The following is a 16,867-nucleotide window of genomic DNA, read 5'->3' on the forward strand; positions in this document are numbered from 1 at the left end:
TCTGGACAGACGCCATCCCGCGAGCGGGGCCTCCCGCAGCGTGCCGATCCCGTGCGGCTGCGTCAGCCCTCGGCGCGCGATTCAAGCGCTTCCCAACGCAGCATCGCGGCCTCGATCTCAGCCTCGAGCGCCTCGAGCCGGGCCTTGATCTGCGCGACTTCCTGCGGAGCGCCCTGGTACAGCGCCGGGTCGGCCATGCGTGCATGGAGCGCGGTCTGCTCGTCCTCGAGCGCGGCGATGCGGTCTGGCAGCGCCTCCAGTTCACGCTTGTCGTTGAAGGAGAGCTTGGCCGGCCGGCTTGCGCTACGCGTGTCGGTCACGCGCGACCTATCGACCGCCGGCGCACTACGCTTCGCGGATTCGCGCGCTGCCGCCTCACGGCCGGCTGCATCTTCGGCGCGGCGCGCCTGCACACGCTGCCAGTCCTCGTAGCCGCCCGCGTACTCGCCCCAGCGCCCGTCGCCTTCGGCGGCGATCACCTGCGTCACAACGTTGTCGAGGAAGGCTCGGTCGTGGCTGACGAGGAAGAGCGTACCGTCGTATCCGGCGAGCAGCTCTTCGAGCAGATCCAGGGTTTCGATGTCGAGGTCGTTGGTCGGCTCGTCGAGTACCAGCACGTTGGCCGGGCGTGCGAACAGGCGCGCCAGCAGCAAGCGGTTGCGCTCGCCACCGGACAGCGACTTGACGGGCGAACGCGCGCGCTGCGGCGCAAACAGGAAGTCGCCCAGATAGCCTATGACGTGCTTCTTCTCGCCCCCGATCTCGACGTAGTCCGAGCCCGGGCTGATGACCTCGGTGAGCGGCAGCTCGGGGTCGAGTTGGGCGCGCAGCTGGTCAAAATACGCCACCGTCTGCCGGGTACCGCGGCGGACCGTGCCCTCGTCGGGCTCGATTTCGCCCAGGATCAGCTTCAACAGCGTGGTCTTGCCGGCGCCGTTCGGACCGATGAAGCCAATGCGATCGCCGCGCAGGATACGGGTTGAAAAGTCGCGCACCACCACCTTGTCGCCGTAGCGCTTGGTGACATGGGTGAGCTCGGCCACCATCTGACCGCTCTTGTCGCCGGTGTCGACCGTGAGGCTGACGTCGCCGAGGCGGTCGCGGCGAGCAGCGCGCGCACGGCGCAGGGACTCGAGCCTGCGCACGCGCCCCTCGTTGCGGGTGCGGCGAGCCTCGACCCCCTTGCGAATCCAGACCTCTTCCTGCGCGAGGAACTTGTCGAAGCGGGCAGCCGCTTTCTCCTCGGCCTCCAGCTCCTCGGCCTTGCGGCGCTGGTATTCGGAGAAGCGCCCTGCGTAGCTCGCCAGATGGCCGCGGTCGAGCTCGATGATGCGGGTGGCGACGTGATCGAGAAAGACGCGGTCGTGGGTGATGACGATGACCGCGCCACGAAAATCACGGATCAGCTCTTCGAGCCACAGGATGCCGTCGAGGTCGAGATGGTTGGTCGGCTCGTCGAGCAGCAGCAGATCCGGCTCGGCGACCAGGGCGCGCGCCAGGGCTACACGCTTGACGCCGCCGCCCGAGAGGCTGGAAACCAATGCCGTCGGATCGAGTCCCAGACGCGCCACGACCTGTTCGACGCGCTGGTTCAGGCGCCATGCCTCGGCCGACTCGACCGCATGCTGCAGGGCATCGAGCCGGGCCATCGCCTCAGCCGTGGCGTGTTCGGCCACCGCGAGCATCGCTGCGTGGTAGTCAACCAGTAGCTGCGCCGCTGCACCCAGGCCGTCGGCGATGGTCGCGAACACGTCGCGTTCCAACTGGAAGTCCGGCTCCTGCGGGACATAGGCGGTGACCATTTCAGCCTGCCGCCAGACTGTGCCATCATCCAGCGCCGCCTGCCCGGCAAGCGCACGCAGCAGGCTGGATTTGCCCGAGCCGTTGCGCCCGATGAGCGCAACGCGCTCGCCGAGATCGAGCTGGAAGCTCACGTGATCGAGCAGATCGACGTGACCGAAGGCAAGGCAGGCATTCTCGACCGAAAGCAGGGGCATCGTGGGTGTGCAGCGACGGCTACAGGGTGATGGGAAAGGCTGAATTCTAGCCCCCGCCAAGGCGCTGGTGCGGAATGCCGCATAATGCATCGCCGAAAGGGCCGGGCGCAGAGCGCGTGTACCGACCGGGACCCCCTGCCCGCCCAGCGCTCCGGGCCGGCAGAATCGACACGAAAGGGATCATGGAACGACTTCTCGAACGTTTTGGTCGCTCCGACCAGGATCAGGCTGCCCTGTGGGCATCGCTGATCAACAAGCTGCGTCCGCCGCAAGCCGCACAGGCTGACAAGGCTGCGGAGAACCTGCGCGCGTTGAGCCACCTGCTCGCGCGCCGCTCCGACCTGCTCGCCAACCTGCGCGGCGCACTGCTGCGCCTGTTCGATGAGCACAAGCAGGTCACGATGTACGTCTCCTCGGGCCTGCTGCCTTCGACGGGCTTCTTCTCCGAGACCTTCCGCCGCGTGGGCGGGCGGCTGCTGCCCGAGATCATTGACACAAGCTATTTGAAGGACTTCATCTCTGCGGCCTTCCACCGCGTCGACGACGAGATCTGGGTGAACGCCATCCCGGACGAGGACTGGCAGGCCTTGCTGCATCTGCTGGTAGGCCACCAGACACCGATGTTCGAGGAGGATGCCAGCCCGCTGCCCAACGCGGTGGAGGAGATTCTCGAGTCGCTGCGCGTGCTGTCCTTCCACGTCTCGGCAATCGGACTGGACCGCGAGCTGGTACGCATCGACCCCAATCTTGAGGAGCATGAGTCACCCTTCCTCGCGCAGAACGCGGAGCTGCTCTCATACATCGAACACTACAAGAAGTGGTGGACCACCCCCGGGGCGCTGATCGCCGACGACAAGCACCTCACCGTGATGCTGCACCAGTGCGACGAGATCCTGCAGCGCGTGCGCAAACGTGCGATGCGCATCGGCACCAGCCTCACCCTCACTTTCAAGCTGGAACGTCTGCGCCAGCATCTTGAGCGCATCCACGACCTGATCGAGCTGCTCGGCGAGCTTCGCACGCGGCGGGTGGTCGAGGATGCTGCACCACGCATCGTTCGCCTGTTCAAGACCCTGGTTCGCGCCGAATGCCGCAAGAACGTGCTCTCGGACTACTGGGGGCAGAACGTGGAGCTGTTGTCCCTGCGCATGACGGAGAGCGCGAGCCGGACCGGCGAGCACTACATCACCTCAACCCGGCGCGAGTATTTCGGCCTGCTCGCCTCCGCTGCGCTCGGCGGGCTGATCATCGCCTTCATGGCGGCGAACAAGATCGTACTCGGTGGTCAGGGCATGGCGCCGCTCAACGAACTGCTGTCGTTCTGCCTGAACTACGGCCTGGGTTTCATGCTCATCCACATGCTCGGCGGCACGGTGGCGACCAAGCAGCCGGCGATGACCGCCAATGCGATCGCCGCCTCGATCGGTGAGGCGAAGGGCAAGACGCGCGACCTGGAGGCGCTCGCCGACCTCATCGTGCGTACCATCCGCAGCCAGACCGGCGCCATCCTGGGCAACATCGGCGTGGCGATCCCGGTGGCGATCGGCGTCGGGCTCCTCATCCACCTCGCCACCGGCGACCATTTCGTATCGCCGGACAAGGCCGAGGTGCTGCTGCAGGAGATCGACCCGCGCGGTGGCGCCCTCTTCTACGCAGCGATCGCCGGCGTGTGCCTGTTCATGTCGGGCCTGATCGCCGCCTACTACGACAACCTCTCCGCCTACAACCGCGTCCCGCAACGCCTGCGCCAGCTGCGCAGCCTGCGACGGCTGCTCGGCGAACAACGCCAGGCGCAACTGGCCGAGTACGTCGAGGAGCACATCGGCGCGCTCGCGGGGAATTTCTTCTTCGGCTTCCTGCTCGGCGGCGCCACCGCGCTCGGGGTCCTGTTCGGCCTGCCGATCGATATTCGCCACATCGCCTTTTCGTCGGCCTACCTGGGCTATGCAAGCGCCGCGCTGGACTTCTCCATTCCGCTCGGGACGGTGCTGCTGGCGTTCTCTGGCGTGCTGCTGATCGGTCTCACCAACCTGCTGGTCAGCTTCCTGCTCACGCTGAGCGTGGCAATGCGCGCGCGCCGCATCACCTTCGCCCAGAGCCGTGCGTTGGGCGGCCTGCTGCTGCGCCGCCTCCTGCGTACGCCGCACGCCTTCCTGTTCCCACCCCGCTCGGACGAGCCCGCCACAGCGTCATCGCAGGACACCCGCTGAGCACTGCCGAACTCGAGCGGAGGCCTGATCAACCAGGCACGGGGAGCCTGGCTGTTGGCAGCCGGGCTCCCTACAACTCCCTACACCGGGCTTGGTCTGAGGCCTCCGAACGGCTAGAATGCCGCCCCTGAGTCTCGCCATAGTTCAATGGATAGAACGGGCGCCTCCTAAGCGCCAGATCCAGGTTCGATTCCTGGTGGCGGGACCACTTGCTCAAGCTTGCGCGACTTTGCGCGGCCGACCTCGGTGACCCGCCCATGCCGCATTACGCCCACGTGCTCTTCGACCTGGACGGCACGCTCGTTGATTCTGCGCCGGCCATCCTCGCAAGCTATCGCGACGCGTTCAGCGCTACGGCGCGCGAACCGGTGACCTCCATCGACGCCTCGATCGTAGGCCCGCCGCTGCTCGAGACGCTGCAGATGCTGGCCGGGACCGAAGACCCGGGCGTGATCGATGCGCTCGCAGGCGCGTTCAAGGCGAGCTACGACAGCACCGGCTACCTTCAAACCGCGGCCTACGCGGGCGTAGGCGAGTTGCTTCAGGCGCTGGTGGCCGGTGGATGCACGCTTGCGATCGCGACCAACAAGCGCCTGCACCCCACGCAGCTGATCCTTGAGCACCTCGGCTGGGCGCGGCATTTTGCGGCGGTGTATGCGCTCGATCTGTTCCCCCCCCGCCTGCCGGACAAGGCCACGATGATTGCCCGCCTGCTGGCAGACCGCGGCATCACGCGCGAGCAGGCCGTGTATGTGGGCGACCGCAGCGAGGATGGCGAATCGGCCGACGCCAACGGCCTGCCCTTCATCGCCGCCACCTGGGGGTACGGAAGCCTGGGCAGCCACGAACTGGCCCCGCACTGGCGCGCCGCGACCTCGCCGGCCGAGTTGGCCAAAGCCATCCTTGACGCAAGCTGAACACAAGGCGGACGCGGGTGGGGACTACTGGACGCCCGACAGCAGACGCTGAAGATACTCGACCGGAATCGCGTAGCTGATACCCGAGGGATCTGACAGTACGTTCTCCTTGGTCGATTTGACGAACACCATGTTGAGCACGCCAATCACCACGCCCGTCTCGGGATCGTAGAGCGGGCTGCCGCTATTGCCTGGGTAGGCGGTCGCGTCAAGCTGGTACACGCGGAAGGGATCGTTCGCAAGGCGCCGGATCAGCGCCGGGTTAAGTGCGCGGGAGTTGGCCTGGGGAATGGCGATCGGGGTAATTGCGGCGACGATACCGCGATGCGTGACCGGCGTCATGCCGAGCACGTTGCCAATCGGAAATCCGGTGAATGCAACCTCCTGCCCCTCTTGAACACGCGCGCCTGAAGACAGACGCAGCGCAGGCAGCGGTGCGCCGCCCAGGAGACGGAGTACGGCGAGGTCGCGCTCGCGCTCGGTGGCAACGACGCTGGCCGCCCGCACCCTTCCCTCGTCAGCGTCACCCGCGGTGACGATGACGAGTGTCTCCATCTTGTCGCTTTCGAGGCTTTCCGGGAGCACATGGGCATTGGTCGCAATCAGCAGACCGTTGCCGACGACAAAACCGGTGCCCCGGAACTGGAAAGCAGGACTGCGCGTGCGCTGATACGTCCCCACCGCAACCACGGAGGGTTTGATGCGGGGAACGGTGTCCACCAAGCCCGCGCGAGATGTGATCGGAAATGTCGCCAGCACGGACAGCGCAAACGCAGCGACGAGGGTGCGCCGGCGCGGCGCCGACGGGGCTTCTGCCCGGCGTTCAGGGCTCACGTTTCGTGCTCCTCCTGGCTGGCGAGGCGAAGTTTGCGCAGCATCGGGCTGGGTGCCACCACGCTACCGTCAAAGGGGTGATGGTCGTGCCCGACGTGGCGAAGAATGCGTTCGACATACGCCTGGGTTTCACGGTACGGCGGCACGCCGCGGTAGCGGTCCACCGTGCCCTCGCCCGCGTTGTACCCAGCCGCGGCAAGCGCAATATCCCCCTCGAAGTACGCCAGCAGCCAGCGTAGATAGGCCAAGCCACCGCGGATGTTCTGCTCGGGATCGTAGGGACGCGTGACATTGAAGCGCTCGGCGGTGGCGGGAATCAGTTGCATCACCCCCATCGCGTTCTTGGGCGACCGGGCTTGCGGGTTGAGCGCTGACTCGGTCAGCCCGACCGCGAGCGCAAATTGCGGCAACACCCCGTAAGCAGGCGCAAGTTCAGCGAGCAGTTGGGCCACCTGCTGGCGCTCCGCAGGCAGACGGGCGATAAGCGCCGCGACCGGCCAGCGTTCCGCGAGGATGGAAGAAGGCGTCTTGAGACAGGCCGGCGATCTCGCAGCCCCTTCCGCGCCGCCGGTGTAGCGCAGCATCCGTGCCGCGTGCTCGTCGCCCCTCTCGGCCGCCATCGAAAACAACGACGCCGCGTGCGCATCGTCGCGCTCGACCCCGCGACCGTTGGCATACATCCAGCCCAGCGCGTACATGGCCTGCACATTGCCCAAACGCGCCGCTTCGCAATACAGCCGCGCTGCATAAGGCTGGTCACGCGGGACACCCTCGCCATGCTCGTAGCCGATTGCTTCGGCGATGAGATAGGACGCCTGCTCGGCAAGGACACGCGCGACAGCATCCTTGCCTGCAGCGAACACGGGGGCGGCAAGGCCCGGGGCGAACGACAAGCCCACCGCAAGCGCCAGGCGAATGCCTGCGCCAAGACGCCACGGGCGAAGCACGGTTCGAAACGAGGCTTTACGCTTGCTCTTCTCCATGCTTCTTTATGGCATGCCGAGGTCAAAGACGCCAGACCCGCGCGCCCTTTGCCGCAAGAGCGGCCGGATCGTAGCTGGACTTCACGTCGGCGAAAACGCCGCCCGGGGCAAGTTTGGTGAGCAGGCGCTCGAGTGGCATCTCGACATACTCCCGATGTGCAACCGCAGCCACGATCGCATCGGCCGCCGGCAGTGCGTCCCAGTCACACAGCGACACGCCGTACTCGTGCTCGGCCTCAGCGGACGATGCCACCGCGTCGTGCACGATCACCTCGCAGCCGTAGCTCTGCAATTCGTGAATGACGTCGATCACCTTGCTGTTGCGCAGATCGGGGCAGTTCTCCTTGAAGGTCAGGCCCAGCACCACAACCTTCGCACCCTTGATGCTGGAGCCGGCAACGATCATCTGCTTGACCGTCTGCTCGGCCACGTATTTGCCCATGCCGTCATTGATGCGCCGACCGGCGAGTATGACTTCGGGGTGATAGCCGAGCATGTCGGCCTTGTGCGTGAGGTAGTAGGGATCGACCCCGATGCAGTGCCCACCCACCAGGCCAGGGCGGAAAGGGAGAAAATTCCACTTGGTACCCGCCGCCTTGAGCACCTCGAGCGTGTCGATGCCGATCTTGTGGAAGATCACCGCGAGTTCGTTCATCAGCGCAATGTTGAGGTCGCGCTGAGTGTTCTCGATCACCTTGGCAGCCTCGGCGACCTTGATCGAGCTGGCCGGATACACACCTGCGGTGATCACCGAGCCATAGACCTCCTGCACCCTCGCCAGCGTTGCGGGGGTGTCGCCCGAGACCACCTTGAGAATCTTGGTAACGGTGCGCTCCTTGTCGCCCGGGTTGATGCGCTCGGGCGAATAGCCGACGAAGAAACCCTCCTTCCACTTCATGCCGGACTGTCGCTCGAGGATGGGGATGCAGACCTCCTCGGTAGCGCCCGGATAGACGGTGGATTCGTACACCACGACTGCGCCGTGCTTGAGGTGCTTACCCACCGTCTCCGAAGACTTCACCAAGGGTGTGAAATCCGGCTGATGCGCGGCATCGACCGGCGTCGGTACGGCCACGACGACGAAGTCGGCCTCGGCGAGCACGGCCGGGTCGGTGTGACAGCTGAGTTGCGTGGCGGCACGCAGATCCTCGGACGCGACCTCGCCGGTCGGGTCGCAGAATTCGCGGTAGGCTGCAACCTTCTCGGCAGACAGGTCGAAGCCGAGGGTGCGGTACTTCTTGCCGAACTCCACGGCGAGCGGGAGTCCGACGTAACCGAGCCCGACGACGGCGATGGTGGTCATGTAGCGTGTTCCTTGTGAGTTTGGAGATGCGGTTCGTTCAAAGCGTGCCCTGCACCGCAAGCGCCTCGCGGTGCAGTGAGGTCCCTTCCTTGAGGCGCGGAAGCAGTGCTTCGAGCATTGCGCGCGCCTCATCCTTGCGCCCAGCGATCGCGAGTGCGCGCGCCAGGTTGAGCTGAAGCGGCAGCAGGTCGGGGCCGAGCGTAACCGCTCGCTGCAGGTTCACCAGGCCCTTCTCGATATCGCCGCCTTCCACCTGGATCATGCCCACGGTGTCGAGGATGGCGGGGTTGTCGGGGGCGAGGCGCAAGGCTTGCTCGCCGTACTCGAGCGCCTTCGGGTCCTTCATCTCCTTGGCGGTCCACGCCAGATTGTTCAGGATCAGTGCATTCTGGGGGACCATCTCGTGCATGCGCGAGAGCAGCGTCATCGCATCGGCATGACGCCCCTCTGACAACGCGATTTCCGAAAGGTAGCCACGAACAATCAGATCATCCGGTTGCTTCTCCAGCCACGCAGCGGCTGCGCGATCCGCCTCGGTCCGGCGTTCCGCGCGCAACAGGGCGCCATGCAGGCGCACCGCAGCCGGTCCGCCGCCGTTGGCCTCCAGCGCCTTGCGATACGCCTCCGCGGCTTCGTTCCACTTGCCGCCATTGGCATGGATCTCACCCTCGAGCAGGTAGCCTGCGGGGCGTTCGGCCTGGCGCAACTGTGCCTCGCGCGCGAGCTTGAGCGCGCCATCGCGGTCACCACGCTCGACAAGCAGCGCGATCAGCCGCTGCTGGGCCTCGGTCGCATCCGGCGCGATCGACAGCGCACGACGCAAGGCCTGCTCCGCGGCACTGTTGTCCTTGAGCGAGCGCTGCACATCGGCCAGCATGATGTGCGGCTGGGGTGAACGTGGCAGCAGGCTGCCGAGGCGATTCAGTGCCGAGATCGCCTGCTGGCTGTCACCCGAGGCCAGTTGGGCGCGGGCAAGAATCTCGACCACCCGGGCGTCGTTGCCATGGGCCGCTGCGACCTTCTGCGCAAGTTGCAGCGCACGCGGAAAGTCACCCTGGCCGAGGTGGTGGCGAACGATGGCGAGGTTGGGCGCGACCGCTCCGGGCGACGCGGCCTCGGCGCGCTCGAGCGAGGCGAGCACCTCGGCGGGCTTCGCCCCGGTTGCGCGCTGAATCTCCGCCAGCGTGAGGAGGGCCTCCACGTTCTGGGGGTTCTGGTCGGCAACCGTCTTGATGCGCGCGATCGCCTGTTCGCTCTGCTGTTCGGCGAGGTCGAGACGCGCCAGATTGACGGCGGCGGCAAGGTAGTCCCCCTTGATCGCAAGCGCCTTTTCGAACGCTTCCCGGGCAGCTGGCACATCACGCTTGGCGAGCATCAACCCACCACGAAGATTGTGCACCAGTGGATTGTCGGGCTGCTTGCGTTCGAGTTGCGCCTGCGCCTCGAGCGCCTTGTCTGCTTCGCCGCGGCGCAAATGCCCCATCACGATCGCGAGATCGGCCTGGATCCCGCTTTCGTCCATCTGCGCAGCATTCTCCAGGTCGGCAAAGGCGGCTTCGGCATCGCCGGTCGCCATGCGGGTGATACCGAGCCGTACGCGCGCACGCGGATCTTCGGGCGCGGCCTGGGCGGCGCGGTCGAAGTAGGCCTCCGCACGTTCGAAATCCCCGTTGGCGAGGAACACCTGCCCCGCCAGTCCGAGCTGGCGAGCATCGGGCTCGGCCATCTGCAACAGCGGCTCGAGCAGTTCGAGGGCACGCTGCGCCTCGCCGGTGGCGAGATGCGAAACAACCAGAGACTGCCGCGCGAAGACGTCACGCGGGGCACGTTCGAGCACGCGCCCCAGATGGGTGCGCCCAAGCGCGTGCTCGTTCAGCCGCACGAGTACCGCCCCTGCAAGCAGTTCTGCAGGCAGGTGGTTGGGCGCATCCTTGAGCACTAGCGTCAGGTTGTCTCGTGCTTCGGCAAGCCGGCCATCACGAAAGTCGATCACGGCCTTGATGTAGCGCGTGAGCGGGTGATTGGGCGCCGCCGCCTGCATCGCCTCAAGCGCCTTGCCAGCCTCGTCGGCCTTGCCCGAACGCAGCAGCTGCATTACGTAGGCATTGTGGTAACTGACGTTCTTCGGCGCCAGACGAACCGCCTCACGCATCGCATCCAGCGCCTGGACAGGCTCACCCCGCATCAGCCGGGCGTCTGCGAGGGAGGCATGCGCGATAGCCAGCTCGGGGTGGCGTTCAACACCCAGGCGAGCTTCACGCTCCGCGGCTTCCAGGTCGCCGGAGACGAGATGGACCCGCGTCAGCCCGATCCGCGCCCTGGCATCATTGTCATTGGCCACCAGCGCATCCAAGAACGCCGCGCGCGCCTTCTCGAGGTTGCCCTTGGCGAGGTGGGCATCACCGACCGCCGCGAGGATCGACGCCTGGGCCTGAGCATTGCCGACACGCAGGTCAGCGAACTGCTCGAGCAACTTGTCGAACTCCCCCGCATCCGCCAGTGCCCGGGCAAGCAGCGGCGCGGTTTCGTCCCTGGCGTAACCGAGCTCCTGCGCTCGCTGCAGTTCCTTGACCGCCCCGAGCACATCTCCCTGCTCCAAATGGATTCTGCCAAGCAGGAAGCGCGCCTCGGCAAGGCTTCCATTTTCCTGCAGGGCGTTCTTCAACTGAATGCTCGCCGCAGCAAGATCCTTCTTGTCCAGGTAGGTCTTGGCCGAGGCCAACATCTCGTCGGGACTCTGGCCGCAGCCCGCGAGAAGTAGCGCGGAGAACGCGATCGCAGCAGCGCCGCGGGCACGCCCGGACCAGGCGATCGGGCGCAGTATGGGTTTTCTCGAGCTCACGAACCATTCTCCTTCTTCAGGCCGAAGCGGCCGAGCAGATCGTACAAAGAGGGGCGGCTGACGCCGAGGATCTCGGCAGCCCGCGCAATGTTGCCGTTGGTGCGGGCGATGACCTTGAGCACCGCGGTCCGCTCCGCCTCATCCCGGACATGACGCAGGTTCAGGTGGGACAGATCCTCGTCGGCGGCACCAAGACCGAGATCCACCGCACCGATGCAGTCGCCGTCGGCCATGATCACCGCACGCTTCATGCAGTTTTCAAGCTCACGGACGTTGCCCGGCCATCTGTATGCCTCGATGGCGGAGAGGGCATCCTCACCCAGCACCGGCGGGCGCCGCCCGTTCTCGCGCGCATAGCGCTGCACGAATGCGTGCGCGAGCAGGGCAGCGTCACCGTCACGCGCACGCAGCGGCGGAATCTCGATCACGATCTCCGCCAGACGATAATACAAATCCTCGCGGAAAACCCCCGCCTGGATCTGTGTTTTCAGGTCGCGGTGGGTGGCACAGACGATACGGACATCGACCGGAATCTCATCACGGCCGCCGATGCGCTCGATGACGCGCTCCTGCAGGAAGCGCAGCAACTTGGCCTGCAGCGCCAGGGGTAGATCTCCGATCTCGTCGAGGAAGAGCGTTCCCTTGTGCGCAGTCTCGATCTTGCCCGGAGTCTGCTTTACTGCACCGGTGAAGGCTCCCTTTTCGTAACCGAACAGTTCGCTCTCGAGCAAGGTGTCCGGGATTGCCGCACAGTTGATCGCCACGAAGCGCTCCTGCGAACGCGGCGACAGAGCGTGCAACCCACGGGCAAGGATCTCCTTGCCGGTTCCGCTCTCCCCCAGCAAGGCGACCGTGACCGACGCGGAGGCCAGGCGCTCGATCGTGCGGCAGACCTTGAGCATGCCCGGGTCGCGCGTGAGCAGCCCCGACATCGGGCTACCTGCGAGCGCCGCAAGCCGGGCGTTCTCCATCTGCAGGTCGTGCATGCGGAAGGCGCGATCAATCGTCAGATTGAGCAACTCGGGCTCGAAGGGCTTGGCGAAAAAGTCGTATGCACCCAGCCCGACCGCTCTGACCGCGTTCTCGCGATCATGCTGGCCGGTCAGCACGATGACCTTGGTGTCGGGCGCCAAAGTGAGGATCTCGCGGAGAAGTTTGAAGCCCTCAGTCACGTCGTCCGGGGCTGGGGGTAGTCCCAGATCCATGGTAACCACGGCCGGCTCGTGCTTGCGCAACTGTACAATGGCGCTTTCCCGGTCGTCGGCAACAACCGTATCGCAGGCGTCGAAAGCCCATCGCATCTGCTTTTGCAGCGCCGGATCGTCCTCCACGATCAGGAGCGTGCGCTGCTTGTCGGGCGTCGTATTCACTGTATTCCTGTAATTTCCGAACGTTGACGTTCGCGCTGGACCACCGGCAACTCGATCGTCACCCGCGTACCGCGCCCAGGCTCGCTGTCGTAGCGCAGACTCCCGCCAATTTCCTCAAGGTACTGCCGGGTCTCGAACACGCCGATGCCCATGCCGCTCGCCTTGGTCGTCTCGAATGGGCGCGACAGGCGTTCGCGAATGAACGCACGCGTCATACCGCAGCCGGTATCTTCAACGACCAGACTCGCGCAACCTGGCGTCGCGTGATAAACACTCAATGAAACCTTACCATCCTCGGGCGTTGCGTCGAGTGCATTTTGCACGACATGACCAATGATTCTTTCCAGCCGTTCCGGGTGCGCCGCGACCTCAATGCCATGCGCCTCGTTCAGTGCGAGCTCGACCGCAGGCCGCTGGCTGCGCCGCCGCTCGCATACGGTGCGCAGCAGGGTGCACAGATCGACCGCGCGCGGCGGATCGATCGAGCGCTTCTCCTGCAACTGCGTCATCAATCCGCGCATGCGCGACTCCACATGCGCGACGGTCTCAAGCATGTCCTGCTGGAATTCGGGATTGGCTCGATGGCGCTCGGCGTTGCGCAGCATCAGGGAGAGTTGTGCGACAAGGTTCTTCAGGTCGTGCACGACGAAGGCCGACATGCGGTTGAACGAGTCGAACTTGCGTGCCTCGAGCAGTGCTTCTGCCGAGAGCATGCGATCGAGGTAACCTGCTGCCTGGCGCTGCGCGGTTTTCAGTAGATCCAGCACCTCCCAGTCGATCTCGAACGGGGTGCGTGGCGAACTCAGCACCACGAAGCCGATCAATCCATCCGGCGTCTGCAGCGGAATCACCGCCCAGGCCTCTTCCAAACGGCACAGCCAGCCCGGCAACACCATCCCTTCGTACCGCTCCGGGCGCTCGGCATACTCGCCCAGATCGACCACCCAGCCTCGTTCATCCATGAAGCGGCAGAAAGCCGAATCAGCAGGTTCGAAGGCATCCACATCCGGATGATTGAAACGCGAATGCAGGGCAAACGCACCCCGCCCGTTGGCAAGCCACAGCGCCCCCCCCGGGCTCTCGACAAGATCCGACAGCGCCTTGATGACCGTCTGCCCGAGGTCCAGACTCTTGTCTGCGGACGCCAGCGCCTGCGTGAAGCGCAACCACTCGTTGCGGTAATCGTAGCGATAGGGAAAGAGATGCTTGTTGATCAGCACACGCAGCTTCGCCCGCAGCGCCCCTGAGAACAGCAGCGCACCGAGCAGCACCAATCCGGCAAACAGCAGCGCGAGTTGCAGGGCACGGCCCCAGTCACCGCCAAAATAACGCACGTAGTAGGCTGCGCCGGCGATCACAAGCAGATAGAGGCCCGCTCCCGCGAGCGCGGTGGAGTGAAACACCACCTCTCTGGAGACGGACATGCGCAATGTCCACGAGGGGCTACGCGCACCCGAGAGCGCGATAAGTGGAATCACCAGCGCATGAGCAAGCCCGCGCACAGCCCAGACATCTTCATCGATACGAGAGAAAAGGGCCGCATCCGCAAACAGGTAGAGCTCGAAGGTATAGCCGGCCGCAAGCGCAAGACATAGCGGCTTGATACCCCAGCGCGAGGCGGGGGGCACGTTCCTGTAGAGTTGCTCGACGAGCATCAGGCCAACAATGGCATGACCCAGCCAGGCGGCCAGCAGCGGACGAATCGCCAGGGCAGCACCGCCCAGATAGAGCTCGGCAATGAGCGCGGCGAACTGAATCAGTACCGTCAGCACGGCCAGTTGCGCAGGCCAGCGCAGTCGCCCCCCCCACAAGGGACGGGCGAGCACGATCAGGAAGGCATACCAAGCACCGATCCGTAGCACGTCCGCAACGCTTGCCGCCAGCGAAACGCTCATTCCTGAACCGGTCACACCCAGAGCGGAAAGCCCGCTCCAGAGCGCCGACAGCGTCACCGCCGCAAACAGCACCCCGCCCGGCAGCGCCCCACGCCAGGCAAAGAAAATGTATAGCCCGAAAGCCAGATAGGCGACCGCAGCGACTCCGTAACTCCAGGCTGCGACTTCAAGCATTCATCCGCTCCGCCTTAAGCTTGCACACGCACACCCCTGCCTCCGAACCCTGGCACTGCCTCACCGGACACGGCACGCTCAGTGCGCCCCTTCTCCCGTAAGCACCACACGCACAGTTTCGAACAGCACCAGTGTATCGAGAACCAGGGTGTGGTTCTTTACGTAGTAAAGGTCGTACTGCAGCTTCTCCGCTGCATCATCGACCGAAGCCCCGTACTGGTAGCGTACCTGCGCCCACCCCGTTACCCCTGGTTTCACGCAATGACGAACCGCATAGAAGGGAATCTGCTCCGTCAACTGCTCGACAAAGAACGGCCGTTCGGGTCGCGGCCCCACCAGACTCATGTCCCCGCGCAGCACGTTGAACAGCTGCGGCAACTCATCAATGCGCAGCTTGCGGATCACCTTCCCGATCCGCGTTACACGATCATCGTTAGCGCTCGCCCAGCGAGGCTTGCCATCCCTCTCGGCATCTCGGCGCATGCTGCGGAACTTGACCACCCGGAAGACTCGCCCGCCCAGACCGACCCGCTCCTGGGCGTAGAAGATCGGCGCACCGTCTTCGAGCAGGATAAGGACCGCCGTAACGATCATGATCGGCATGAAAACCAGCAGGAGCAGCATGGCCACCACAAGATCGAAGCACCTCTTCACGAAAGTGCGCAACCACCCCTGGCGGAACCCGTCTCCATAGATCAGCCAGCTTGCACGCAGGGAGTCGAGGCGAATCTGCCCCTGGACGCATTCGAAGAACGACGAAAGATCCCGAATCCGCAACCCGGCAAGCTTGCAGTCGAGAAGCTCGCGCAGTGACAGCACGCCCCCCCGCCGTTCCCGAACCGCAACGATGACTTCGTCCACCCGCAGTTTTCTGGCGACGTCCATCAAGTTGCCGGGAGGAAGCATCAGCCTGGGTTCGACTTCGATTCGCTCATTGCCACTGACGGGGAGGAAACCGACCACTTCAACGCTGCGCTGAAGCGGCCGAGTCAGATCCAGATGTACCTGGCGCGCGTCACGCCCGGTTCCGACGATCAATACCCGCGGAATGAACATACCCGCGGCCTGTCGTTGATTGAACACCCCGCGCGCAAGTAGCAGCACACCCAACGACACCAGTATGCTCCACTGCAGTGCAAGCGGAGCCATCTCTGCCCACGGGAGCACTCGGAACACGAAATACGCAACGGGGATGCTTACCACGAGCGAAAGCAGCACGCGCACTGCGGCCTGACGGCGGGACCGCTCATAGAAGGGCCGGTACAGCCCCATCGCAGCGTTCATCCCCACCATCAGTGCTGCGAAGGTGAGCGCCGAGGGCACGCACGCCACCCATTCAAGTCCTTCGTGCGAACCGAGGACTGCGATAGCACAAAGGACCACGGAAAAAAGGACCGCGGCATCGAACAACACCTGCTGCAGCGCATGCGTCGGCAAGTAGTGACTGAATACCTTCAACATGGACTACCCCTGGCTTCGGTACAGCAGGACCGGAACTACGTCCCGCCGGAGAATTGATCGCCCCGCGTTCTTTCGAGGCACAACGAATTCACTCTAGACAATGCCTTCCTCAATGGATGTGAAGGGCATCACACCCCGGCCCAGAATGGACGCTTGCACCCCTGCGCACAGGCACAATCCTACTGCATTCTTACACCGTGATGCGGCAGCGCAGCATGCACGATTGATTTTCGTGCAACGACCCTGTAGGGTCGGAGCATTCCAGTCAGTTGCCAGGAGCAAACCATGAGTGATTCCACCAGAGATTTCACAGCCGTGTATGGACATGCGTTCGAGGAACTCCACCTCGGCATGAGCGCCTCGGTTTCCCGTACGGTCAGTGAAGCCGACATCCTGATGTTTGCGGGCGTTTCGGGTGATACCAACCCCGTTCATCTCGACGAAGAGTTCGCCGCCAGCACCATGTTCGGTGGGCGCATCGCACACGGCATGCTTTCAGCCGGCCTGATTTCGGCCGTTTTCGGCACCCGTCTCCCCGGCCCGGGCTGCATCTATCTCTCCCAGACACTCAAGTTCAAGGCGCCGGTGAAAGTTGGCGATACCGTCGTTGCCTGCGTGACGGTTAAGGAGCTCAAAGCTGAGAAGCGCCGGGCGATCTTCTCGACGGTATGCACCGTGCGTGGCAGCGTAGTTCTTGAAGGGGAAGCCGAAATGCTCGTTCCGAAACGCGACTGAGTATCGGTGAGTAGACGCAAGACACCCGTGTTTGCGGTCACGGGTGTTTTATGCTTTTTGTTGTTTTTAGACGCACGAACGCCCTGATGATTTTATGTTCATCAGGGCGTTGTGTAGTTGGGTTAGTCTGACGATGACCTACTTTC

Annotated in this window: 11 protein-coding genes and 1 tRNA gene; 4 read left to right on the forward strand and 8 right to left on the reverse strand. The window is 64.5% G+C overall.

All coding sequences use genetic code 11. The features are described from left to right. Positions 1–62 precede the first annotated feature (62 nt). A complete protein-coding gene (locus tag ACUH78_RS14660; RefSeq protein WP_445333815.1) occupies positions 63–1,997 on the reverse strand; it encodes an ATP-binding cassette domain-containing protein in 1,935 nt (644 codons plus the stop codon). A gap of 182 nt (positions 1,998–2,179) precedes the next feature. Here ACUH78_RS14660 and ACUH78_RS14665 point away from each other — a divergent pair, with 182 nt between their 5' ends. The 3 genes from ACUH78_RS14665 to ACUH78_RS14675 all read left to right on the forward strand — a co-directional run bounded on the left by ACUH78_RS14665 (position 2,180) and on the right by ACUH78_RS14675 (position 5,124). Further along, positions 2,180–4,207, forward strand: coding sequence for a site-specific recombinase (locus ACUH78_RS14665; RefSeq protein ID WP_445333814.1), 2,028 nt, complete (start codon positions 2,180–2,182; stop codon positions 4,205–4,207). A gap of 133 nt (positions 4,208–4,340) precedes the next feature. Beyond that, positions 4,341–4,415 (forward strand) — tRNA-Arg (locus ACUH78_RS14670). 49 nt (positions 4,416–4,464) lie between these two features. Then, on the forward strand, positions 4,465–5,124 hold the full coding sequence (locus tag ACUH78_RS14675; protein ID WP_445333813.1) for an HAD family hydrolase: 660 nt from the start codon (positions 4,465–4,467) through the stop codon (positions 5,122–5,124). Between the two features lie 24 nt (positions 5,125–5,148). On the opposite strand, the gene ACUH78_RS14680 is transcribed toward ACUH78_RS14675, so the two are convergent. The 7 genes from ACUH78_RS14680 to ACUH78_RS14710 form a co-directional block, all read right to left on the reverse strand. After that, positions 5,149–5,958, reverse strand: coding sequence for a S1 family peptidase (locus ACUH78_RS14680; RefSeq protein ID WP_445333812.1), 810 nt, complete (start codon positions 5,956–5,958; stop codon positions 5,149–5,151). Next, positions 5,955–6,941: a transglycosylase SLT domain-containing protein gene (locus ACUH78_RS14685; protein WP_445333811.1), complete on the reverse strand. Its 987-nt coding sequence runs from the start codon at positions 6,939–6,941 to the stop codon at positions 5,955–5,957. The genes ACUH78_RS14680 and ACUH78_RS14685 overlap by 4 nt, the downstream gene beginning before the upstream one ends. A 22-nt stretch (positions 6,942–6,963) precedes the next feature. Continuing rightward, positions 6,964–8,244: a nucleotide sugar dehydrogenase gene (locus tag ACUH78_RS14690; protein WP_418363331.1), complete on the reverse strand. Its 1,281-nt coding sequence runs from the start codon at positions 8,242–8,244 to the stop codon at positions 6,964–6,966. A 37-nt stretch (positions 8,245–8,281) separates the two neighbouring features. Continuing rightward, positions 8,282–11,086 carry an XrtA/PEP-CTERM system TPR-repeat protein PrsT gene (prsT, locus tag ACUH78_RS14695; protein WP_445333810.1) on the reverse strand — a complete coding sequence of 935 codons (2,805 nt, stop codon included), beginning with the start codon at positions 11,084–11,086 and terminating at the stop codon, positions 8,282–8,284. Beyond that, the gene (prsR, locus tag ACUH78_RS14700; protein WP_418363333.1) at positions 11,083–12,456 is read right to left on the reverse strand and encodes a PEP-CTERM-box response regulator transcription factor; all 1,374 of its coding nucleotides are present in this window, start codon (positions 12,454–12,456) and stop codon (positions 11,083–11,085) included. The genes prsT and prsR overlap by 4 nt, the downstream gene beginning before the upstream one ends. Further along, on the reverse strand, positions 12,453–14,525 hold the full coding sequence (gene prsK, locus ACUH78_RS14705; RefSeq protein ID WP_418363334.1) for an XrtA/PEP-CTERM system histidine kinase PrsK: 2,073 nt from the start codon (positions 14,523–14,525) through the stop codon (positions 12,453–12,455). The genes prsR and prsK overlap by 4 nt, the downstream gene beginning before the upstream one ends. Before the next feature lie 78 nt (positions 14,526–14,603). Further along, positions 14,604–15,986, reverse strand: coding sequence for a TIGR03013 family XrtA/PEP-CTERM system glycosyltransferase (locus ACUH78_RS14710; protein WP_445333809.1), 1,383 nt, complete (start codon positions 15,984–15,986; stop codon positions 14,604–14,606). 285 nt (positions 15,987–16,271) lie between these two features. Between ACUH78_RS14710 and ACUH78_RS14715 the strand changes: the two genes are divergently transcribed. Continuing rightward, positions 16,272–16,721 carry a MaoC family dehydratase gene (locus ACUH78_RS14715; RefSeq protein ID WP_418365514.1) on the forward strand — a complete coding sequence of 150 codons (450 nt, stop codon included), beginning with the start codon at positions 16,272–16,274 and terminating at the stop codon, positions 16,719–16,721. Positions 16,722–16,867 lie beyond the last annotated feature (146 nt).

The organism is Thauera sp. ZXT1-4, assembly GCF_052598215.2.